At 67.9% G+C, this 21,172-nt stretch carries 19 protein-coding genes and 1 pseudogene; 3 read left to right on the top strand and 17 right to left on the bottom strand.

The features are described from left to right. Positions 1–106: 106 nt before the first annotated feature. Together KS03_RS23710 and guaB are read right to left on the bottom strand one after the other, a co-directional pair. On the bottom strand, positions 107–751 hold the full coding sequence (locus tag KS03_RS23710) for a hypothetical protein (protein WP_015875348.1): 645 nt from the start codon (positions 749–751) through the stop codon (positions 107–109). A gap of 6 nt (positions 752–757) precedes the next feature. After that, complete coding sequence (guaB, locus tag KS03_RS23705; RefSeq protein WP_015875347.1) at positions 758–2,218, bottom strand: IMP dehydrogenase; 1,461 nt, start codon at positions 2,216–2,218, stop codon at positions 758–760. 355 nt (positions 2,219–2,573) lie between these two features. Here guaB and KS03_RS23700 point away from each other — a divergent pair. Then, positions 2,574–3,513 (top strand): annotated as a pseudogene (locus tag KS03_RS23700) (DMT family transporter). Positions 3,514–3,726: 213 nt separating this feature from the next. Here KS03_RS23700 and KS03_RS23695 read toward each other — a convergent pair. Next, complete coding sequence (locus tag KS03_RS23695) at positions 3,727–4,050, bottom strand: RnfH family protein (protein WP_015875346.1); 324 nt, start codon at positions 4,048–4,050, stop codon at positions 3,727–3,729. A gap of 2 nt (positions 4,051–4,052) precedes the next feature. Further along, positions 4,053–4,490, bottom strand: a complete 438-nt coding sequence (locus KS03_RS23690) for a type II toxin-antitoxin system RatA family toxin (RefSeq protein ID WP_015875345.1) — start codon at positions 4,488–4,490, stop codon at positions 4,053–4,055. Positions 4,491–4,584: 94 nt separating this feature from the next. Here KS03_RS23690 and smpB point away from each other — a divergent pair, with 94 nt between their 5' ends. Beyond that, positions 4,585–5,040: an SsrA-binding protein SmpB gene (gene smpB / locus KS03_RS23685; protein WP_015875344.1), complete on the top strand. Its 456-nt coding sequence runs from the start codon at positions 4,585–4,587 to the stop codon at positions 5,038–5,040. 115 nt (positions 5,041–5,155) lie between these two features. Here the strand turns inward: smpB and KS03_RS23680 are convergent, their stop codons facing one another. The 3 genes from KS03_RS23680 to ppsA all read right to left on the bottom strand — a co-directional run bounded on the left by KS03_RS23680 (position 5,156) and on the right by ppsA (position 9,123). Then, the gene (locus KS03_RS23680; RefSeq protein ID WP_015875343.1) at positions 5,156–6,088 is read right to left on the bottom strand and encodes an SPFH domain-containing protein; all 933 of its coding nucleotides are present in this window, start codon (positions 6,086–6,088) and stop codon (positions 5,156–5,158) included. 44 nt (positions 6,089–6,132) lie between these two features. Then, on the bottom strand, positions 6,133–6,567 hold the full coding sequence (locus KS03_RS23675) for an NfeD family protein (RefSeq protein WP_015875342.1): 435 nt from the start codon (positions 6,565–6,567) through the stop codon (positions 6,133–6,135). 153 nt (positions 6,568–6,720) lie between these two features. Beyond that, on the bottom strand, positions 6,721–9,123 hold the full coding sequence (gene ppsA / locus KS03_RS23670) for a phosphoenolpyruvate synthase (RefSeq protein WP_015875341.1): 2,403 nt from the start codon (positions 9,121–9,123) through the stop codon (positions 6,721–6,723). Positions 9,124–9,578: 455 nt separating this feature from the next. Between ppsA and ppsR the strand changes: the two genes are divergently transcribed. Continuing rightward, entirely contained in the window at positions 9,579–10,394 is an 816-nt protein-coding gene (ppsR, locus tag KS03_RS23660; protein ID WP_015875340.1) for a posphoenolpyruvate synthetase regulatory kinase/phosphorylase PpsR, read from the top strand. Positions 10,395–10,488: 94 nt separating this feature from the next. On the opposite strand, the gene KS03_RS23655 is transcribed toward ppsR, so the two are convergent. The 10 genes from KS03_RS23655 to KS03_RS23610 form a co-directional block, all read right to left on the bottom strand. Next, entirely contained in the window at positions 10,489–11,271 is a 783-nt protein-coding gene (locus KS03_RS23655; protein ID WP_015875339.1) for a TrmH family RNA methyltransferase, read from the bottom strand. A gap of 11 nt (positions 11,272–11,282) precedes the next feature. Beyond that, positions 11,283–11,930: a ribonuclease HII gene (gene rnhB, locus KS03_RS23650; RefSeq protein WP_015875338.1), complete on the bottom strand. Its 648-nt coding sequence runs from the start codon at positions 11,928–11,930 to the stop codon at positions 11,283–11,285. Then, entirely contained in the window at positions 11,927–13,096 is a 1,170-nt protein-coding gene (gene lpxB, locus KS03_RS23645) for a lipid-A-disaccharide synthase (RefSeq protein WP_015875337.1), read from the bottom strand. Before lpxB ends, rnhB begins: the two co-directional genes overlap by 4 nt. A 4-nt stretch (positions 13,097–13,100) precedes the next feature. Continuing rightward, on the bottom strand, positions 13,101–13,889 hold the full coding sequence (gene lpxA / locus KS03_RS23640) for an acyl-ACP--UDP-N-acetylglucosamine O-acyltransferase (protein WP_015875336.1): 789 nt from the start codon (positions 13,887–13,889) through the stop codon (positions 13,101–13,103). Between the two features lie 51 nt (positions 13,890–13,940). After that, the gene (fabZ, locus tag KS03_RS23635; protein WP_035981898.1) at positions 13,941–14,408 is read right to left on the bottom strand and encodes a 3-hydroxyacyl-ACP dehydratase FabZ; all 468 of its coding nucleotides are present in this window, start codon (positions 14,406–14,408) and stop codon (positions 13,941–13,943) included. Positions 14,409–14,528: 120 nt separating this feature from the next. Then, positions 14,529–15,614 (bottom strand): UDP-3-O-(3-hydroxymyristoyl)glucosamine N-acyltransferase, encoded by a 1,086-nt coding sequence (gene lpxD / locus KS03_RS23630; RefSeq protein WP_015875334.1) that lies wholly within the window; start codon positions 15,612–15,614, stop codon positions 14,529–14,531. Positions 15,615–15,628: 14 nt separating this feature from the next. Further along, entirely contained in the window at positions 15,629–16,135 is a 507-nt protein-coding gene (locus tag KS03_RS23625; RefSeq protein WP_015875333.1) for an OmpH/Skp family outer membrane protein, read from the bottom strand. 64 nt (positions 16,136–16,199) lie between these two features. After that, a complete protein-coding gene (gene bamA / locus KS03_RS23620) occupies positions 16,200–18,506 on the bottom strand; it encodes an outer membrane protein assembly factor BamA (RefSeq protein ID WP_015875332.1) in 2,307 nt (768 codons plus the stop codon). Between the two features lie 67 nt (positions 18,507–18,573). After that, positions 18,574–19,956 carry an RIP metalloprotease RseP gene (rseP, locus tag KS03_RS23615; RefSeq protein ID WP_015875330.1) on the bottom strand — a complete coding sequence of 461 codons (1,383 nt, stop codon included), beginning with the start codon at positions 19,954–19,956 and terminating at the stop codon, positions 18,574–18,576. A 13-nt stretch (positions 19,957–19,969) separates the two neighbouring features. After that, a complete protein-coding gene (locus tag KS03_RS23610) occupies positions 19,970–21,166 on the bottom strand; it encodes a 1-deoxy-D-xylulose-5-phosphate reductoisomerase (RefSeq protein WP_015875329.1) in 1,197 nt (398 codons plus the stop codon). Positions 21,167–21,172 lie beyond the last annotated feature (6 nt).

Raw genomic sequence — 21,172 nt, 5'->3', positions numbered from 1 at the left:
CACGCGGCGCTGCATCTGAGTCGGAAAATGGTCCGGGCGCCATGCCCGGCAAGCGCCCGGCACACGCCCGGCGGGCGGTGCAGACGGCCGGGGCGCGCGCCTCGGCTCAAGCGCGCGGCGGCCGCGTCGGATCGGCGGCGGAGCCGGGCGTGGCGGGCGGCGCATACGATGGCGCAGCGGTCCCCGCCGGCTCGGCGCGGCCGGCCGGGGCCGCTGCGCTGGAGGCGCCGATGCCCGGCTCCACGCGCGTCGCGGCCGGCTGCGGCTGCGGCGGCACCACGACTGGCGCGGGCGTCGCCGCCGGCACGGCATCGGCGGCCGGCTGCGCCTTCGCGTCGGCCGCCAGCCCGCGCTCGCGCCGGCGCACCGCCGAGGCCAGCCGCACGCCGCCCAGCCCGATCACGAGCAGCACGACGGCGGTGGCCACCGACACGAGCTGTCCCAATGCATTCAGCTCGGGCCGGTGCAGGCCGATCAGCCAGACCACCATCAGCACGCCGATCAGCCAGTTCACATGGCCGACTGCACGCGCGACGCCGGTGGTCAGGTCGCCGTTGAACGAGGCATGGAACGCGAGCCAGGCCAGCCCGAGCAGCGCGACGCCGAAGGCCTGGCCGGCCATCGCCGGATCGACCGGCACCAGCTGCAGGGCGTCGTAAAGCCCCTTCCAGGGCGTCAGCACGAACAGCACACCCCCTGCCAGCAGCAGCAGGGCATCGATGACGAGTACGACGCGCAGCAGTGGTTTCATTGGCGTTCAGTCCACGTGGTAGTTGGGGGCTTCCTTGGTGATCTGCACGTCGTGGACGTGAGATTCGCGCATGCCGGCCGCCGTGATCTGGACGAACTCGGCCTTGTCGTGCAATTCCTCGATGGTGCGGCAACCGCAGTAGCCCATGCTCGCGCGCACGCCGCCGACGAGCTGGAACAGGATCGCGTTGACCGAACCCTTGTAGGCGACGCGCCCTTCGATACCTTCCGGCACGAGCTTGTCGATGTTCGCGGAATTGTCCTGGAAGTAGCGGTCGGCAGCGCCGTCCTTCATCGCACCCACCGAGCCCATGCCGCGGTACGACTTGTACTGGCGGCCCTGGTACAGGAACACGTCGCCCGGCGCTTCCTCGGTGCCGGCCAGCATGCTGCCCATCATCACCGCGTTCGCGCCGGCGGCCAGCGCCTTCGACACGTCGCCCGAGAAGCGCACGCCGCCGTCGGCGATGCAGGGCACGCCGGTGCCGCGCAGCGCCTCGGAGACGTTGGCGATCGCGCTGATCTGCGGCACGCCCACGCCAGCCACGATCCGCGTGGTGCAGATCGAGCCGGGGCCGATGCCGACCTTGACGGCGTCCGCGCCGTAGTCGACCAGCGCCTTCGCGGCGGCGGCGGTGGCGATGTTGCCGCCGATCACCTCGACCCGCGGGAAATTCTGCTTGACCCAGCGCACCCGCTCGAGCACGCCCTTGCTGTGGCCGTGCGCGGTATCGACGACGATCACGTCGACCCCGGCCTGCACCAGCAGCTCGACGCGCTCCTCGTTGTCGGCGCCCACGCCCACGGCGGCGCCCACGCGCAGCTTGCCGTGCTCGTCCTTGCAGGCGTCCGGGTGCTCGGTCTGCTTCGTGATGTCCTTCACCGTCATCAGGCCGCGCAGCTCGAACGCGTCGTTCACCACCAGCACGCGCTCGAGGCGGTGGCTGTGCATGAGCGCCTTGGCGTCGGCGAGCGGCGTGCCTTCCTTGACCGTCACGAGACGCTCGCGCGGCGTCATGATCGACTGCACCACGTCGTCGAGGCGGCTTTCGAAGCGCAGATCGCGGTTCGTGACGATGCCGACGAGTTGCGCCCCCTCGACGACCGGGAAGCCGGAAATGCCATGCTGGCGCGACAGCGCGATCACGTCGCGCACCTTCATGGTGGGCGGCACCGTGATCGGATCGCGCACCACGCCCGATTCGAAGCGCTTGACCTTGGCGACCTCGCGCGCCTGCTCGGCAGGCGTCAGGTTCTTGTGGACGATCCCCACGCCGCCCTGCTGCGCCATCGCGATCGCGAGACGGCCTTCCGTCACCGTATCCATGGCGGCGGACACGAGCGGCATGTTCAGGGCGATGTTGCGGGTGAGTCGGGTCTTGAGGCTGGTGTCGCGCGGCAGGACGTCGGAGAACGCCGGGACGAGGAGCACGTCATCGAAAGTGAGTGCTTTTTGGATGAGACGCATGGCAGATCCTATGGGCGCAAAGCCGAATTATACGCGATGCGCGGCAGATTTTCACAACACGAACAACGGCTTAGCGCCTTCCCAGGCAGCCATTCGCTTCGTGCTTCGTCAGGCGTTCGTCAAGGTTTCGCCGCCGTGCCGCGCGGTTCGAATCCGAACATCGCGCCGCGGACGGCCGACCTCGAATCCGCCATGGCCGCCTGGCCCGCCGCGGCCGGCTCCCCAAGCGGCCGGCCGATCGCAGCGGGCGTCACGCGGCAGGCTCGCGGGCATGCAGGATTCGACAAGGCGCGCCGGCCCCGCCCCGCTACGATGCGCAGCCTCCGAAACCCGCCCGATCGCAAGGAAACCCGTCATGCAGCGCGGCGTCCTGTACGGCATTCTCGCCGGAGCCCTCTGGGGCATGGTGTTCCTGGTTCCGCGGCTGCTCGCCGAGGTTTCCCCGCTGGCGCTGAGCGCGGGCCACTACACGCTGTACGGGCTGGGCGGTGGTGGCGCTGCCGGCCGCGCGCTCGCTGCTGGCACGCCTCACGCGCGAGGATCTGGTCGCGCTCGTGCGGTTCGCGGTGATCGGCAATCTCGGCTACTACATGCTGCTGGCGGGCGCCGTTCACCTGATCGGCATCGCGCCGAGCTCGCTGATCGTCGGCGTGCTGCCCGTCACGGTCTCGCTCGCGGGTCTGCGCGACGCCGATGCGGTGCCGCTGCGCCGCCTCGCGCTGCCGCTCGGGCTGGTCGCGACCGGCATCGCCTGCATCCATGTCGACCTGTTCACCTCCGGCGCGGCGCGCGCCACCTCCACGCTCGACAAGCTCGCCGGCATCGGCTGCGCGGCCGCCGCGCTCGCGAGCTGGACCTGGTACGCGGTCGCCAACGCGCGCTACCTGCGGCGCCAGCCTCGTTTCGACGGCAATCAATGGTCGGTGCTCTGGGGTGTCGTCACCGGGCTGATCGGCGCGCTCGGCTGGCTCGCGCTCGCGCTGCTGCCGGCCGGCAGCGTCGCCATGCCGGGGCCGGGCCGCTGGCCGGCCTTCTGGCTGCTCAACCTGGCCCTCGCGATCGGCGCGTCGTGGCTCGGCAACTGTCTGTGGAACGCGGCGTCCAGGCGCCTGCCGCTGACGCTGACAGGGCAGTTGATCGTGTTCGAGACGGTGTTCGCGATGCTGTACGGCTTCGCGTTCGAGGCGCGGCCGCCGCGGCCGCTCGAGGCAGGCGCGCTCGTGCTGCTGCTGGCAGGCGTCTACGGCGCCGTGCGGCGGCACGGCCAGGCCGCGCTCAGGCGGGCGGCACACTGAGCCGGCCGCCTGCCGGCCAGCCCGGGGCGCCCTGTCGACGAGCGAGTGGGCAGATCGGAAGATTTGACGGGTGAATGCGGCCACGCGAAGCTTCACCGCAACGGCGCGCGGCGGCCGCAGGCGGCCACGCGAACTCCGGCCCGGCGAGCAGCGAACCCGCCGGATGGCCCGGGCCGGGACCGCCAGGCCCGCGGGCAGCGCGCATGCACGCGCTCAGCGCGAATCCTTGTGCTGCCACTTGCGGCCCTCCACGGACCCTTCGCGGCGCGTCTTGTCCACACGGCGCTGGCGCGCCGCCTTCGGATCGACCACGAGCGGCCGGTAGATCTCGACGCGGTCGCCGTCGCGCAGCACGGCGTCGAGCGGCGCGAGCTTGCCGAACACGCCCGTCTTCGCGACGCTCAAGTCGATCTCGGGATGCCGGGCCACGATCCCGCTCGCCTCGATCGCCGCGCGCACGGTGGTGTTCTCGGGCACGTCCAGATCGATCAGCGTCTGCTGCGTGGGCAGCGCATAGCACACCTGCACGGCCGGCATGCTCAGCCCTTCCCGTAGCGCTGGTCGGCGCGCTTGACGAACGAATCGACGAAGGTGTTCGCGATGTGGCTGAACACCGGGCCGATGATCTTCTCGAGGATCACGCTGGTGAATTCGTAGTGCAGCGAAAACTCGATCTTGCAGGCATCGGCACGCAGCGGCGTGAAGCGCCAGTAGCCCGTGAACTTCTTGAACGGGCCGTCGGCGAACTCCATGTCGATGCGGTGCGGCCGCTCCTGCGTGTTGCGGGTCGCGAAGTGCTGCCGGATGCCCTTGAAGTTGATGTCGATCCGCGCCTCCATGCCGGTCTCGTCCTGGCGGCGGATTTCGATGCCGCCGCACCACGGCAGGAAGTTCGGGTAGTCGGCCACGTCGGTGACGAGGTCGAACATCTGTTCCGCCGAATGGCGGATCAATACGGTTTTCTGGACATCTGCCATAAATCTCGCGGCATCAAGAGTGGGGGCCGAGCCGGGCCAACCGCGCCCCGCTTTGCTAAAATCGTGATTTTAAACGAGTTGGCCATTTCCTTTCATGAGCATCATAGACAACAGAAAGGCCTTCTTCGACTACCACATCGAGGAACGCTACGAAGCAGGGCTCGTGCTCGAAGGATGGGAGGTCAAGGCGCTGCGCGCGGGCCGCGGCCAGATCAAGGAAGGCTACGTGATCGTCAAGAACGCGGAGATCTTCCTGATCGGCACGCACATCAGCCCGCTGCCCGAAGCTTCGACGCACATCAAGCCCGATCCGGTACGCACGCGCAAGCTGCTGCTGCATCGTGAAGAAATCAAGAAGCTGATCGGCAAGGTCGAGCAGCGCGGCTACACGCTCGTGCCGCTGAACTTCCATTACAAGGGCGGACGCGTCAAGTGCGAGATCGGCCTGGCCAAGGGCAAGAAGCTGCACGACAAGCGCGAAACCGAGAAGAAACGCGACTGGGAGCGCGAAAAGGCCCGCATCATGCGCGCGGGCGCCGGCGCCGCCTGAAGCGGCTCGCGGGCCGCGTGCTTCGGGCGGCAACGCCGATCACGCCCCCCGCAACGAAAACGGCCCGCATCACGCGGGCCGTTTCCCTGAAGGCGAGCGCCGGCGGCGCCGCGCATCAGCCCTTCGCGGCGCCCGGCATGCCGCGATTGACGATCGTCAGCGCCGAAGCAATCGACGTGCTCAGGTCTGACAAATTCGACGGCACGATCAGCGTATTGCCCTGTTTGGCCAGATTCGCGAACGCGTTCACATACTGCTCGGCCACCTTCAGGTTCACCGCCTCCATGCCGCCCTGCGACTGGATCGCCTGCGCGATCTTCTGGATCGCCTGCGCGTTGGCCTCGGCCACCGCGAGGATCGCCGCGGCCTCGCCCTGCGCCTGGTTGATGGCAGCCTGCCGCTCGCCCTCTGACTTCTGGATCGCGGCCTCGCGCGCGCCCGAGGCGAGATTGATCTGCTCCTGCCGGCGCCCCTCCGAGGCCGCCACCAGCGCGCGCTTCTCGCGCTCGGCAGTGATTTGCGCCTGCATCGCGTGCAGGATCTCCTTGGGCGGCGTGAGATCCTTGATCTCGTAGCGCAGCACCTTCACGCCCCAGTTCGAGGCGGCGTCGTCGAGCGCGGACACGATGCTGTGGTTGATGAAGTCGCGCTCCTCGAAGGTCTTGTCGAGTTCGAGCTTGCCGATCACCGAGCGCAGCATGGTCTGCGAGAGCTGCGTGATCGCCAGCACGAAGTTGCTGGAGCCGTAAGAGGCCTTCATCGGGTCGGTGACCTGAAAATACAGCACGCCGTCCACCTGCAGCTGCGTGTTGTCGCGCGTGATGCAGACCTGGCTCGGCACGTCGAGCGGGATTTCCTTGAGCACGTGGCGGTAGGCGATCCGGTCGATGAACGGCAGCACCACGTTGAGCCCCGGCGAGAGCGTCGCGTGATAGCGCCCGAAGCGTTCGAGCACCCAGGCGTGCTGCTGCGGGACGATCTTCACCGTCTTCGACAGCACGACGAACACGATGACGAGCAGCACCACCCAGAAAATCAGTGCATTCATGAAAAAACTCCCCTGTGATTGACGGATCGACGCGCGCCGGGCGCTCAGCCCCGCGGCTTGGCGGCGACGATCAGACAGTTTCCCCGTATCGCGCGCACTTCGTAGTGCAGCGCATCGTCGCGCTCGCCCGCGGCGAGTTCGACGTCCCAGTCGGCGCCGCGATACGGCACGCGCGCGCGCCGCTCGTGCCAGCGCGCGACGTCGAGCGCCGCGCCGATGTCGAGATTGACATCGGGATTGGCCGACGCGTCGCGCTTCTGGCGGCGCCCGAAGCGCGAGCGGCGCAGGCCCACCAGCAGCACCAGCGCGACCAGCGCGGCGGCGGCCACCTGCGCATGCAGCGCGCCGCCCGCCAGGCAGACAAGGCCGCCGGCGACGAACCCGAGCGCGACCATCAGCAGATAGAACGTGCCCGTCACCAGTTCGGCCACCACCAGCACGCCGACGCCGACCCACCAGATCAGTTGGCCTGACAACATCCCGACCTCCAAACGAAAACACCCCGGTAGCCACCGGGGTGTTTATAGCACAGTGTCGTGCACGAATCGGGGCGCCGGCGGCCGGCAACCGCACGTAACGGCAAAACGCCGCTCGCCGCAGCCGGTCTCGCGCAGCCGCCGGGGCAGGCCCGCTTACTTCTGCGTCTTCGCGAGCGCCTGCCAGGTCTCGATGACCGTATCGGGGTTCAGCGAGATCGACTCGATGCCCTCCTCGGTCAGCCACTGCGCGAAGTCCGGATGATCGGACGGGCCCTGGCCGCAGATGCCGACGTACTTGCCGAGGCGCCGGCAGGTGTCGATCGCGCGCTTGAGCATGAACTTCACGGCCGGATCGCGCTCGTCGAAATCGACGGCGAGCAGTTCCATGCCCGAGTCGCGGTCGAGGCCGAGGGTGAGCTGCGTCAGGTCGTTCGAGCCGATCGAGAAGCCGTCGAAATACGCGAGGAACTGCTCGGCCAGGATCGCGTTGGACGGCACCTCGCACATCATGATCAGGCGCAGGCCGTTCTCGCCGCGCTTGAGGCCGTACTTCGCGAGCAGGCCCACCACGCGCTCGGCCTGCTTCACGGTACGCACGAACGGCACCATGATCTCGACGTTGGTGAGGCCCATCTCGTCGCGCACGCGCTTCAGTGCCATGCACTCCATCTCGAAGGCCTGCGCGAAGTCGTCGGCGATGTAGCGCGACGCGCCGCGGAAGCCGAGCATCGGATTTTCCTCGTCCGGCTCGTAGCGCGAGCCGCCGATCAGCTTCTTGTACTCGTTCGACTTGAAATCGGACAGGCGCACGATCACGGGCTTCGGATAGAACGCCGCGCCGATCGTGGCGATGCCTTCGGTCAGCTTGTCCACGTAGAACGCGCGCGGCGAGGCATGACCGCGTGCGACGCTCTCGACCGCCTTCTTCAGGTCCGAATCGATGTTCGGATACTCGAGGATCGCCTTCGGATGGACGCCGATGTTGTTGTTGATGATGAACTCGAGCCGCGCCAGGCCGACACCGCCGTTCGGCAACTGCGAGAAGTCGAACGCGAGCTGCGGGTTGCCGACGTTCATCATGATCTTGACCGGGATGGCCGGCAGGTCGCCGCGCTGGACTTCCGTCACCTCGGTCTCGAGCAGGCCGTCGTAGATCTTGCCTTCGTCGCCCTCCGCGCACGACACGGTGACGAGCGCCCCGTCCTTCAGCACGTCGGTCGCGTCGCCGCAGCCGACCACCGCCGGCACGCCCAACTCGCGCGCGATGATCGCCGCGTGGCAGGTGCGCCCGCCGCGGTTCGTGACGATCGCCGAGGCGCGCTTCATCACCGGCTCCCAGTTCGGGTCGGTCATGTCGGCCACCAGCACGTCGCCGGGCTGCACACGCTCCATTTCCGACGGGTCCTGGATCACGCGCACCGGGCCGGCGCCGATCTTCTGGCCGATCGCGCGGCCGGTGGCGAGCACCTGCGACTGGCCCTTCAGCTTGAAGCGCTGCTCGACCTTGCCGTTGGCCTGGCTCTTCACGGTTTCCGGGCGCGCCTGGAGGATGAAGATCTTGCCGTCGCGGCCGTCCTTGCCCCACTCGATGTCCATCGGACGCTGGTAGTGCTTCTCGATGATGACGGCGTACTTGGCCAGCTCGATCACGTCGGCGTCGGTGATCGAGTAGCGATTGCGCTGCTCGTGTGCGACGTCGACCGTCTTCACACGGCCCGGCTCGCCCGGCTGCGTGAACTCCATCTTGATCAGCTTCGAGCCGATCGAGCGGCGGATGATCGGGTGCTTGTCCCGGGCGAGCGTGGTCTTGAACACGTAGAACTCGTCGGGGTTCACGGCGCCCTGCACCACCGTCTCGCCCAGGCCGTAGCTCGACGTCACGAACACGGCGTCCTTGAAGCCCGATTCGGTGTCGATCGTAAACATCACGCCGGCCGCGCCGACGTCGGAGCGCACCATGCGCTGCACGCCGGCCGACAGCGCGACCTCGGCGTGCGTGAAGCCCTTGTGGACGCGGTACGAAATCGCGCGGTCGTTATAGAGCGACGCGAACACGTGCTTCATGCGGTCGAGCACGTCGTCGATGCCGACCACGTTGAGGTAGGACTCCTGCTGGCCGGCGAACGACGCGTCGGGCAGATCCTCGGCGGTGGCCGACGAACGCACCGCGAACGACAACTCCTCGGGCGAGCTCTGGCAGAGCACCTCGAACTGTTCGCGGATTTCGGCATCGAGCCGCGGCTGCAGCGGCGCCTCGACGATCCACTTGCGAATCTCGGCACCCGCCACGGCGAGCGACTTCACGTCGTCGACATCGAGCGACTCGAGGCGTTTCGCGATGCGGTCGGTGAGATCGTTATGGGCGAGGAAGTCGCGGAACGCGAGCGCCGTCGTGGCGAACCCGGTGGGAACGCGCACGCCTGCCTCGGAAAGCTGGCTGATCATCTCGCCGAGGGAAGCGTTCTTGCCCCCCACGATCTCGACATCGGTCATCCGCAACTGCTCGAACGGGATTACATACGCCTGGTCCTTTGCGACGTTTGCTGCGTTAGTCATACAAGCCCCTAAGTGTGAAAAAAATTCACGATCGCGCGATTGGGCTTGACGCACGGCCGCTTGCAAAAGGCGGGGCGTGCATCGCGCGACCTGTTGGATAAGCATTCGCGAAGCGGCGCGGCTTGTAAAAATCCCGGCGCAAGGGCGAAACAGCAGACAAATCGCCCAATTTGCCGGGAACACCAGCCAGCGGCGGTAAAAAAGACGCGATCGTGACGTCTTCGTGATGCTTTCCGCAAGCGCTTATCCAACAGGTTGCCCGCTATTCTACCGTGCCGGCCGCGCGATGTGCGAATGCGGCCCGGGCGCGCGCTCGGGCCAGGGCCGCGAGGGGCGCCGCATCTGGCCGGGCCGCGTGCCGGGCATGGGCTGCAAGGGCCGGAAACGGTGCGCGCCGGCCCTGCTAGAATGGCCGCTTCCGGCCGCCAGGCCGTCATCGCGCACGCCCGCCATTCATGCTTCCAACCGTTTTCATCGTCTCCGACGGCACCGGGATCACCGCCGAAACCTTCGCGCACTCGATCCTGTCCCAGTTCGACCAGAAGTTCCGGCTCGTGCGCGTGCCGTTCGTCGATTCGCACGACAAGGCATACCTGACGGTGCAGAAGATCAACGACGCGGCGCAGCTCGACGGCCGCCGACCGATCGTGTTTACGACGCTGGTGGACGGCGAGTCGAACGACATCGTCAAGCGCTCGAACGCGCTGATCCTCGACATGTTCCAGCGCTTCGTCGAGCCGCTCGAGCAGGAACTGCAACTGAAGTCGACGCACGCGATGGGGCGTGGCCACCAAAACGCCGACACCGACGAATACAAGACGCGGATCGAGGCCATCAACTTCTCGCTCGCGCACGACGACGGCCAGTCCGACCGCAACCTCGCCGAGGCCGAGGTGATCCTGGTGGGCGTGTCGCGCAGCGGCAAGACCCCGACCAGCCTCTACCTCGCGATGCAGTATGGCGTGAAGGCCGCGAACTATCCGCTGATTCCCGAGGACTTCGAGCGCGGCAAGCTGCCGGGCGAGCTCGCCCAGCATCGCGACAAGCTGTTCGGGCTGTCGATCGACGCGCAGCGGCTCTCGGAGATCCGCAACGAGCGGCGCCCCGGCAGCAAGTACGCGTCGCTCGAGAACTGCCGCTTCGAGATCAACGAGGCCGAGGCGATGATGCGGCGCGAAGGGATCAACTGGCTGTCGTCGACGCACAAGTCGATCGAGGAGATCGCCACCACGATCCTGCAGGAAATCAAGCTCGACCGGCAGTCGTACTGAGCGCGCCGGGCCGGCACGGCGCACATGAAACAACGGCGGATGACCCGGGTCATCCGCCGTTTCCTTGCCTGCTGGCTTGCTGACGCGCCGGGCCTCAGCGCCTGCGCTGCTGGCGGCACTGCTCGAACAGGCAGACGGCGGCGGCGGCCGCCACGTTCAGCGATTCCATGCCGCCCGGCTGCGGGATCGTCACGCGCAGCTTGGCCGCCTCGCGCCACGGCGCCGACACGCCCGCGCCTTCGTTGCCGAACACCCAGGCCACCGGGCCGCTCAGGTCGCAGTCGTCGATCGCGCGGGCGCCGTGCGAATCGGTCAGCGCGACCGGCACGCCGAGCCGCGCGATCAGGTCGGCCGCCTCGACGTCCTCGTGGATGTCGAGCAGGAAATGCGCGCCCATGCCCGAGCGCAGCACCTTCGACGACCACGCGTAGGCCGTGCCGCTCACGCAGAACACCTGGGCGACGCCGGCCGCGGCCGCGCTGCGCAGGATCGAGCCGACGTTGCCGGCATCCTGCACGCCGTCGAGCACCACCACCGTGCCCGTCACGCGCTCGGGCAGCGCCGCGGCGGGCCGCTCGACCAGCAGCAGCAGGCCGACGCCGTTGACGACGCTCGAGAGCTGCCCGAACAGCGCATCGGGCAGCGACACCACGCGCTGCGGCTCGACGCGCGCGACGATCGCGCGCGTCTCGTCGTGCGCAAGCGCACCGTCGGTGACGACGCAGAGTTCGGGCTGGCCGTTCGCGTCGAGGTAGGCCGCGGCCAGGTGCAGGCCTTCGAGCAGCGCCTGGGCGCCGCGGCGTTGTTGTTGCGTCGAGCCCGCGAGCGCCTTCAGGCGCTTGTAGAGCGGGTTGTCGCGCGAGCTGATCGACTTCATCGCGCCGTCCGCTATCGGGTGAGATCGAGCGCGGCGCGTACCGGCGCGAACGAGCGGCGGTGATGCTCGCACGGGCCGTGTTCGCGCAGCGCCGCGAGGTGCTTGGGCGTGCCGTAGCCGGAATGGACGTCGAAGCCGTAGAGCGGAAAGCTCGCGTGCAGATCGACCAGCAGCCGGTCGCGCGTGACCTTGGCGAGGATCGAGGCGGCCGAGATGCTCGGCACCAGCGCATCGCCGCCGATGATCGCCTCGCTGCGGATCGCGAGCGTCGGGCAGCGGTTGCCGTCGATCTGCGCGAGCGTCGGCAGCACCGCGAGCCCCTCCACCGCGCGCTTCATCGCCAGCATGGTGGCGTGCAGGATGTTCAGCGTGTCGATTTCCTCGACGCTGGCGGAGGCCACGCAATAGGCCTGCGCGCGCTCGACGATCTCGGCGTAGAGCCGCTCGCGCTTCTTTGCGCTCAGCGCCTTCGAATCGTCGAGGCCGACGATCGGCCGCGCCGGATCGAGGATCACGGCGGCCGCGACCACCGGCCCGGCGAGCGGCCCGCGGCCCGCCTCGTCGACGCCGCAGACGATCTCGCCCGGCGCGTCGAAGCTGAAGCCGGCCTGCTCGGCGGCCAGCGACGCGGCGGTGCGCCTGGTACGGACGGCCTTCATGCGCGTGGCTTCCGGCTCGCGATCACGCGCTCGACCGCCTCCGCGGCGCGCACGGCGGTGTTCTGACGCAGCGACAGATGCAGCTGCGTGAAGATTTCGGTCAGCGTGCGGCGGTTCGCGTCGTCGCGCAGCTGCGTGAGCGTCGCGTCGGCCAACGCCTGCGGGGTCGCGAAGTGCTGCAGCAGTTCCGGCACCACGAAGCGGCCGGCCAGGATGTTCGGCAGCCCGACATAGGGCTGGTAGCCTTGCCGGCGCATGATCTGCCCCGTCAGCCAGGGCACCTTGTACGAGATCACCATCGGCTTCTTCAGCAGCGCGGCCTCGAGCGTCACCGTCCCGCTCTTGACGAGAATCGCGTCGGCAGCCGTCATCGCCACCTGCGAGCGGCCGTCGGTCAGCGTGAGCGGCAGTTGCGGATGCGCGTCGACGAGCGGCTGCAGCAGCGCGCGCAGGGCCGGCGTCGCGGCCGGCATCACGAAGCGCAGGCCGGGCTCGCGCTGGTGCATCAGCGCCATCGCGGCGAAGAAGGTCGGCCCGATCAGCGCGATCTCCGAACGCCGGCTGCCGGGCAGCACCGCGATCACGGGACCGTGCTCGGGCAGCCCGAGCGCGATGCGCGCACCGTGCGTGTCGGGTTCGAGCGGGATCTCGTCGGCGAGCGGATGGCCGACGTAGGTCGAGGCCACGCCCGATTTTTCGAGCAGCGCCGGCTCGAACGGGAACAGGCACAGCATGTGATCGACCGACTTCACGATCTTCTTGATGCGCCCGCCGCGCCATGCCCAGATCGACGGGCAGACGAAGTGGACGGTCGGGATGCCGGCCTCGCGCAGTGCCTGCTCGACGCCGAAATTGAAATCGGGCGCGTCGACGCCGATGAACGCATCGGGCGGCTCGGTCAGCAGCTGGCGCTTCAGCTCGCCGCGGATCCGCAGGATCGCCGGGATTTCCTTGAGCGCCTCGACATAGCCGCGCACCGTCAGCCGGTCCATCGGCCAGTGCGATTCGAAGCCGGCCGAGATCATGCGCGGGCCGCCGATGCCGTAATAGTGCGACGCCGCCGGCAACCGTGCGTGCAGGCCGCCCAGCAGCGACGCGGCCAGCAGGTCGCCCGACGGCTCGCCGGCCGCGAGCGCGATTCGCAACGGTTTCGGTGGGAGCGCCATCGCGTCAGCGGATGATGCCGCGCTGCGACGCGCCGATGAAATCGACGAACGTCTTCACGTCGGCCAGGTGCTCGCCGCCCGCCGCGATCAATTCGCGCAACTCGGCCTTCGCCTCGTCGAGCGTGTTGCCGCTCTTGTAGACGATCCGGTACGCGTTGCGCAGCGCGGCAATCGCCTCGGGTGCGAAGCCGCGGCGGCGCAGGCCCTCCGCGTTGATGCCGTGCGGCACCGCCTTGTTGCCGGCCGAGATCACGAACGGCGGCACGTCCTGCACCAGCGCCGAGGCGCCGCCCAGCATCGAGTGCGCGCCGATCCGCACGAACTGGTGGACGCCCGACATGCCGCCCACGATCGCCCAGTCGCCGATCTCGACGTGCCCGGCCATCTGGGCGTTGCTCGACAGGATCACGTGGTTGCCGACGCGGCAGTCGTGGCCGATGTGGACGTAGGCCATGATCCAGTTGTCGTTGCCGACCTGGGTCACGCCGGCGTCCTGCACGGTGCCGGTGTGGATCGTCGTGAATTCGCGGATCGTGTTGCGGTCGCCGATCACGAGCTGGGTCGGCTCGTCCTTGTACTTCATGTCCTGCGGGCGGCCGCCCACCGACGCGTAGTGGCCGATGCGGTTGTCCTCGCCGAGCGTCGTGTGTCCCTCGATCACGCTGTGCGAGCCGATCGTGGTGCGCGCGCCGATCGTCACGTGCGGACCGACGATCGCGTAAGGGCCGATCTCGACGGTTTCGTCGATCTGCGCGCCCGGCTCGATGATCGCCGTGGGATGAATCCTGGTCATGCGCGGTTGCCTCTCAGTAGTCAGTGCGGAGTCGGAAATGCCGTGCCCCGCTCAGGGCGCGGCGTCGGCCGACTTCACCGTGCACATCAGCTCGGCCTCGGCTGCCACCTTGCCTTCGACCTGGGCCGTGGCCTTGAACTTCCAGATGCCGCGAATATAGCGCTCGAACTTCACGTTGAGGATCAGCTGGTCGCCCGGCTCGACCACGCGCTTGAAACGCGCGCCGTCGATACCGACGAAGTAGTACAGCGTGTTGCCGGGATTCTTCGGCTCTTCCTCGGAGAACGTGAGCAACGCGGCGGCCTGCGCCAGCGCCTCGATGATCAGCACGCCCGGCATCACCGGGCGCTGCGGAAAGTGGCCGGTGAAGAACGGCTCGTTGATCGTGACGTTCTTCAGCGCTTTGATGCTTTCGTGCGGCGTGAGTTCGAGCACGCGATCGACGAGCAGGAACGGGTAACGGTGCGGCAGCAGCGTGAGGATCTTGTGAATGTCGAAGTTGATTTGTTCGGTGTTCATGGTGGTTCGTCTCACGCAATCGCTGCGCGGTGGTAACTGCAAATGCTGGTACGGGCCGCGCCGAGCGGCCCTCGTGATCGCGGCGGCCGGTCCGGCCGCGCCGCCGCGCCCTGGCGACGCTCAGTCCTGCGCGGGGCCCGCGTCGCGCGCGGCGAGCGAGGTCTCGAGCGCACGAATCCGGTCGCGAAGCTTGTCGAGATTGCGCACGAGCGCCGCGCTGCGGTTCCAGTCGCCGTGTTCGACGGCCGGAAACGCGCTCGTGTACATGCCGGCCTTGGGCAGCGACTTCGATACGCCCGACTGCGCGGTGATGATCACGTAGTCGCCGAGCGTGAGGTGCCCGGCGATCCCGACCGCGCCGCCGATCATGCAGTGGCGGCCGATCGTGGTGCTGCCGGCGATGCCCGCGCAGCCCGCGATCACCGTGTAGGCGCCGATCCGGCAGTTGTGCGCGATCTGCACGAGGTTGTCGATCTTCACGCCTTCCTCGATGACGGTGTCGGCCATCGCGCCGCGGTCGATCGTGGTATTCGCGCCGATCTCGACGTCGGGGCCGATCTTCACGCCGCCGACCTGCGGGATCTTGACCCAGCTGCCGGTGCGCGCCGCGCCGTCGCCGACGAAATCGGGCGCGAAGCCGAAGCCGTCCGAGCCGATCACGGCGCCCGAATGGACGATCGCGCGCTCGCCGAGTTCGCAGCCGTGATAGACGACCACGTTCGGATACAGGTGCGAGCCGTCGCCGATCCGCGTGCCGGCACCGACGAACACGTTGGCGTCGAGCCGCACCTGCTCGCCGATCACGGCGCCCGCCTCGACCGTCACGCCCGGGCCGATCACGGCGCTCGCCGCGACCTGGGCCGCCGCGTCGACCCGCGCGCTCGGATGCACGCCGGCCGGCCGCTGCGGCGTGGCCAGATCGATGAACATCTGCGCGACGCGCGCGAAATAGGCGTAGGGATTGGGCGTCACGATGAAGTTGCGGCCCTCGGCGGCCGCGCCGAGCTTCTCGAGATCGCGCGGCGCGATCAGCACCGCGCCGGCGCGCGTCGTGGCGACCTGAGCCAGATACTTCGGATTGGCGAGGAACGCGAGCTGCTGGGGGCCCGCCTGGTCGAGCGGCGCGAGGCCGCCCACCGTGCATTGCGGGTCTCCGGCGATGTCCCCACCGAAACGTTTGGCGAGTGCCTCGAGCGTCAATGCCATGCGTTCGACCCCCGTCAGTTCAGCGAACCGGAAGGCGACGCGAGCGCCTTCAGCACCTTGTCGGTGATGTCGATGCGCGGACTGACGTAGACCGCTTCCTGCACGATCAGGTCGTAGTTCTGCTGCTCGGCGATCTGCTTGATCACCTTGTTGGCCTTGTCCAGCACCGCCGCGAGCTCCTCGTTGCGGCGCTGGTTCAGGTCTTCGCGAAACTCGCGCTGCTTGCGCTGGAAATCGGTGTCGAGCTGCGACAGATCACGCTGCTTCTGCGCGCGATCGGCAGCCGACATCGACTGGCCGTTCTTGTCGAGCGAGTCGGACAAGGTCTTCAGGCGGGCCGCCATGTCCTGCAGATCCTTGTCGCGCTTCGCGAACTCGGCTTCGAGCTTGGTCTGCGCCGCCTTGGCGGGCGCCGACTCGCGGAGGATACGGTCGGAATTGACCGCCGCGATCCGCGCCACGTCCTGCGCCTGCGCGGCCGTCGCGCCGAGCGCGGCCGTCAGCGCCAGCACGCACATCATCCGTTTCGAATACTTACCGGTTAGCAAAATTACCCTCTCGATGCGTTTGGTGTTGCGGTTCCGATCAGAACGCCGTGCCGATCTGGAACTGGAATTTCTGGTACTGGTCGCCTTCGTGCTTTTGCAGCGGGAAGCCGAGGCTCAGCTTGAGCGGGCCGATCGGCGAGATCCAGGCGAGACCCACGCCGTAGCCGTAGCGCAGGCCGTTCGCGCCGGTGCTGTTGCCGCCCGGCACGTTGCCCCAGACGTTGCCGCCGTCGAGGAACGTGAACACGCGCAGCGTGCGGTCGTAGCCCGTGCCCGGCAGCGGGAAGGTCAGCTCGATATTGCCGACCACCATCTTCGAGCCGCCGATCGGGTCGTTGGTGGTGGCGTCGCGCGGGCCGAGCGAACTCGGTTCGTAGCCACGCACCGAGCCGATACCGCCCGCGTAGTAGTTCTTGAAGATCGGGTACGAGTTGCCGATGCCGTTGCCGTACCCGCCCTGCAGGTTCAGGCCCAGGATGAAGCCGCGCGCGAACGAGTAGTAATACTGCGCCTGCACGTCCATCTTGTAGTACTGGATCTTGTCCACCGGCGCGCCGTATTCGGCGTTCGCCTGGGTGAAGTAGCCGCGGCTCGGGATCAGCGCGCTGTCACGCGCGTCGCGCGACCAGCCGATCGTCAGCGGCACCGTGTTCGAGACGCGGCCGAACTGCTGCACGTAGGCCTTGTAGCTGGCGGGCGTGTTGTCGTCGATGTCGAGGCGGTTCTGCTCGAAACCGGCGCCGAAGAACACCGTGTCGGTCTCGGAGAACGGAATGCCGAACTTCAGGTCGCCACCGGCCGTGATGATCCGGAAGCTCGAGTTCGTCGAATAGTAAAGCGGCTGGTAGGTGCGATAGAACACGTCGGTGATGCGCTTGATGCCGTCCACCGTGAAGTACGGATCGACCTGCGTGACAGTCAGCGTGCGGTAGCTGCGCGCCGTGTTCACGTTCACCGACAGGCTGGTGCCCGAACCGAACACGTTGTCCTGCGAGATGCCGGCCGACAGCACCACCTTGTCGGTCGAGGAGAAGCCCGCGCCGAGCGTGATCGCGCCGGTCGGCTTCTCGGTCACCTTCACGTTCACGTCGACTTCGTCGCTGGTGCCCTCGACCGGCACCGTCGTCACGTCGACGTCGGTGAAGTAGCCGAGACGGTTGATGCGATCCTTCGACAGCGCGAGGCGGCCCGAATCGAACCACGAGCTCTCGAGCTGGCGCATCTCGCGGCGCACCACCTCGTCGCGCGTGCGCGAGTTGCCCACCACGTTGATGCGGCGCACGTAGACGCGGCGGCCCGGATCGACCATCAGCGTGAGGCCGACCTTGTGCGTGGACTGGTCGATGTTCGGCTGGGCGTTGACGGTCGCGAACGCGTAGCCGTATTCGCCCAGCTTGTCGACGATCGCCTTGGTGGTCTGCTGCAGCTTCTCGGCCGAGAAGCGGTCGCCGGCCTTGATCTTGACGAGCTTCTGCAGCTCGGCCTCGCGATCGAGCAGGTTGCCCGCCAGCTTCACGCTCGAGATCGTGTACGGCTCGCCTTCATGCAGCGTGACCGTCAGGTACATGTCCTTCTTGTCGGGCGAGATCGACACCTGGGTCGAATCGATGTTGAACTCGAGGTAGCCGCGGTTCAGGTAGTACGAGCGCACGTTCTCGAGGTCGCCCGTGAGCTTTTCCTTCGAGTAGAGGTCGTTCTTCGTGTACCAGGAGAACCAGTTCGGCGTGGACAGCTGCATCTCGTTGCGCAGCGTGCTAGAACTGAAGGTCTTGTTGCCGATGAAGTTGATCTGCCGGATCTTCGCGCTCGGGCCTTCGGCCACCGAGAACAGGATCGACACGCGGTTCGCGTCGACCGGCGTCACGGTGGTGGTGACCTCGGCGGCGTAGTAGCCGCGCGTCAGGTACTGGCGCTTGAGCTCCTGCTCGGCCTTGTCCACCAGCGACTTGTCGTAGTAGCGGCCCTGCGACAGTCCGACCGCCTTCAGGGCCTTGAGGAGGTTGTCCTTGTCGAACTCCTTGATGCCGGTGAAGTCGATCGACGAGATCGCCGGACGCTCCTGCACCTGCACGATCACGACATTGCCTTGCGTCGCGATCTTCACGTCGTTGAAGAAGCCCGTCGCATAGAGCGCGCGGATCGCTTCGGATGCCTTGTCGTCCGTGAACGTGTCACCCTGCTTGATCGGCAGGTAGGCAAACACGGAACCGGCTTCGACACGCTGCAAGCCCTCGATCTTGATATCCTGCACGACGAACGGTGTCGTCGCGTGGGCTGCGAGTCCGTGCACGGCAAGCGCCGCGGCGGCTACAGTCTTGGGTACGAAGCGATGAGGTTTGAACAACGTGCATCCCCAGTATTTAAGCTTGCATCAGATCCGGCGGCGGCCCTCGCAGCCACCGCCCGACGCTTCAAGAATGGATTAAACGAGACAGGTCGTTGAACAGCGCGATCGCCGATAGCGCGACGATGCAGATCAACCCCGCTCTTTGCAGAATCAGTTGCCAGCGTTCCGACACGGCCTTCCCGGTCGCGGCTTCAACCAGATAATATAACAGATGCCCCCCGTCCAGAACCGGAATTGGCAGCAAGTTCAGCACGCCGAGACTGATGCTGACGAGCGCGAGAAACGACAGAAACGCCGATAAACCGAGCCGCGCGCTCTTGCCGGCGTAATCGGCGATCGTCACCGGGCCGGACAGGTTCTTCAGCGACGCCTCGCCCGTCAGCATGCGCCCGACCATCTTCAGCGAATAAACCGAAATACCCCAGGTGCGGCGCGCGCCCAGCTCGACGCTCTCGAGCAGGCCGTAGCGCACCTCGACCGACGGCGTGTGCATCGCCAGCGCCGCGCCGATCCGGCCGATCAGCGCGCCGCCGGCGCCCGGCGTGGTGTCGCGCTCGGCGTGCGGCACGATGGTCAGCGTGCGCTCGACGCCCGACCGCGAAATCCGCAGCGCGAGCGGGCGGCCCGCATGCGACTTGATGGCGTCGATGAAGCGCGTGGAACCGGACACCGGCTTGCCGTCGAGCGCGACGATCCGGTCGCCCGGCATCAGGCCGGCCCGTGCCGAGGCACTGCCCGGCGTGACGGCCGAGATCGACAGCGAACCGCCGCCGGGTTCGAAGCCGAGTTGCGCCAGGTAGTCGTCGTCGCCCGCCGGCTCCCCGAGGCGGCGCAGGTCGACCGGAAAGTCATAGGTCGCGCCGCCCGAGCGGGCGGCCAGGATCACCTGCCGGTGGTCGACGCTCGCGCCGAGCAGCTTCCAGCGCAGGTCGGCCCACGAGCGCACCGGTTCGGGCGCGCCGCCGCGCGCGTCGCGCACCGACACGATCGTCTCGCCGCCGTCGAAGCCGGCGCGCGCCGCAGCCGTGTCGGCGGCCGGCGCGGCCACGATCGCGGCCGGCTCGGTCACGCCGGTGGCAAAGATCGCCGAGAACAGCACGATCGCGAGCAGGAAATTGGCGATCGGGCCGGCCGCGACGATCGCGATCCGCTTCCAGACCGGCTGCCGGTTGAAGGCGCGCGGCAAGTCGGCGGCGGCGATGCCCTCGGGGCCGGGATCGCGCTCGTCGAGCATCTTGACGTAGCCGCCGAGCGGCAACGCGGATAGCGTCCACTCGGTGCCGGTGCGCCGGCTCGTGCGCCGCAGCAGCGGCGTGCCGAAGCCGATCGAGAAGCGCAGCACCTTCACGCCGCACAGGCGCGCGACGCTGTAATGCCCGTATTCGTGTACGACGACCAGCACGCCGATCGCCACTGCAAACGCCACCAGCTCGATCAGCACGTTCATGCGCCCCTCTCGGTCAGGCTGCGCGCTCCGCGCGCGGAACTGGCAGGCCAGCGATCACCGCGGCTGCCGCGCGACGCGCCTCGGCATCGGCCGCGAGCACGTCGTCGAGGCCGGCGGCCTCGCGATTGGTCAGACTGTTGAGCACCGCGTCCACCGTGCGCGCGATGTCCATGAAGCCGATCCGGCGTTCGAGGAAGGCATCCACCGCCAGCTCGTTCGCGGCGTTGAGCACGGTGCTCGCCACGCCGCCCGCGTCGAGCGCCTGGATCGCCAGCGCGAGGCACGGGAAGCGCTCGAGGTCGGGCTGCTCGAACGTGAGCGTGGCGATCTGCGCCAGGTCAAGCTGCGCGACGCCGGCGTCGACGCGCTCGGGGAACGCGAGCGCGTGCGCGATCGGCGTGCGCATGTCGGGGTTGCCGAGCTGCGCGAGCACCGAGCCGTCCTTGTACGAGACGAGCGAATGGATCACGCTCTGCGGGTGAATCAGCACGTCGATGCGGCTGCTCGGCAGCCCGAAGATCCAGTGCGCCTCGATCACCTCGAGACCCTTGTTCATCATGGTGGCCGAATCGACCGAGATCTTGCGGCCCATCGACCAGTTCGGATGCTTGCAGGCCTGCTCCGGCGTCACGTCGGCGAGCGTGGCCGGCTCACGGGTACGAAACGGGCCGCCCGAGGCTGTCACGATGATCTTCTCGATCCCGCCGTGCTCCGCGATGTCGCGCGGCATGCACTGGAAGATCGCGTTGTGCTCGCTGTCCACGGGCAGCAGGCTCGCGCCATGGTCGCGCACCGCGTCCATGAAGATCGAACCCGACATCACCAGCGATTCCTTGTTGGCCAGCAGAATCCGCTTGCCCGCACGCGCGGCGGCGAGGCTCGACGGCAGGCCCGCCGCGCCGACGATCGCGGCCACCACGGTGTCGCAGCCGCCCGCTCCGGCGACCTGGACCAGCGCCTCCGGCCCGTAGGCCACCTGGGTGCGGCTGCCGGCAGCGCGCAGCTTGGCCTCGACCTGCGCGGCGGTGGCGGCATCGCCGACCACGGCCACCTCGGGCGCGAACCTCAGGCACTGCTCGACGAGCTTGTCGCCGTTGCGATGGGCGGTCAGCGCATACACCGAAAAGCGGTCCGGGTGCCGCGCGACGACATCGAGCGTGCTGTCTCCGATCGAACCCGTCGAACCGAGGATAGTCAGGCGTTTTTGCATAATGAG

The organism is Burkholderia glumae LMG 2196 = ATCC 33617 (assembly GCF_000960995.1).
Lineage (GTDB): Bacteria > Pseudomonadota > Gammaproteobacteria > Burkholderiales > Burkholderiaceae > Burkholderia > Burkholderia glumae.
Note: the sequence above shows the minus strand (reverse complement) of the source record. Positions and strands in the feature narration are given on the sequence as shown.

Bases quoted from the DNA above. Each gene is read 5' to 3' on its own strand.
- KS03_RS23710 (WP_015875348.1), bottom strand. From the start codon at position 751: ATGAAACCACTGCTGCGCGTCGTACTCGTCATCGATGCCCTGCTGCTG.
- guaB (WP_015875347.1), bottom strand. From the start codon at position 2,218: ATGCGTCTCATCCAAAAAGCACTCACTTTCGATGACGTGCTCCTCGTC.
- KS03_RS23695 (WP_015875346.1), bottom strand. From the start codon at position 4,050: ATGCCGGCCGTGCAGGTGTGCTATGCGCTGCCCACGCAGCAGACGCTG.
- KS03_RS23690 (WP_015875345.1), bottom strand. From the start codon at position 4,490: ATGGCAGATGTCCAGAAAACCGTATTGATCCGCCATTCGGCGGAACAG.
- smpB (WP_015875344.1), top strand. From the start codon at position 4,585: ATGAGCATCATAGACAACAGAAAGGCCTTCTTCGACTACCACATCGAG.
- KS03_RS23680 (WP_015875343.1), bottom strand. From the start codon at position 6,088: ATGAATGCACTGATTTTCTGGGTGGTGCTGCTCGTCATCGTGTTCGTC.
- KS03_RS23675 (WP_015875342.1), bottom strand. From the start codon at position 6,567: ATGTTGTCAGGCCAACTGATCTGGTGGGTCGGCGTCGGCGTGCTGGTG.
- ppsA (WP_015875341.1), bottom strand. From the start codon at position 9,123: ATGACTAACGCAGCAAACGTCGCAAAGGACCAGGCGTATGTAATCCCG.
- ppsR (WP_015875340.1), top strand. From the start codon at position 9,579: ATGCTTCCAACCGTTTTCATCGTCTCCGACGGCACCGGGATCACCGCC.
- KS03_RS23655 (WP_015875339.1), bottom strand. From the start codon at position 11,271: ATGAAGTCGATCAGCTCGCGCGACAACCCGCTCTACAAGCGCCTGAAG.
- rnhB (WP_015875338.1), bottom strand. From the start codon at position 11,930: ATGAAGGCCGTCCGTACCAGGCGCACCGCCGCGTCGCTGGCCGCCGAG.
- lpxB (WP_015875337.1), bottom strand. From the start codon at position 13,096: ATGGCGCTCCCACCGAAACCGTTGCGAATCGCGCTCGCGGCCGGCGAG.
- lpxA (WP_015875336.1), bottom strand. From the start codon at position 13,889: ATGACCAGGATTCATCCCACGGCGATCATCGAGCCGGGCGCGCAGATC.
- fabZ (WP_035981898.1), bottom strand. From the start codon at position 14,408: ATGAACACCGAACAAATCAACTTCGACATTCACAAGATCCTCACGCTG.
- lpxD (WP_015875334.1), bottom strand. From the start codon at position 15,614: ATGGCATTGACGCTCGAGGCACTCGCCAAACGTTTCGGTGGGGACATC.
- KS03_RS23625 (WP_015875333.1), bottom strand. From the start codon at position 16,135: ATGATGTGCGTGCTGGCGCTGACGGCCGCGCTCGGCGCGACGGCCGCG.
- rseP (WP_015875330.1), bottom strand. From the start codon at position 19,956: ATGAACGTGCTGATCGAGCTGGTGGCGTTTGCAGTGGCGATCGGCGTG.
- KS03_RS23610 (WP_015875329.1), bottom strand. From the start codon at position 21,166: ATGCAAAAACGCCTGACTATCCTCGGTTCGACGGGTTCGATCGGAGAC.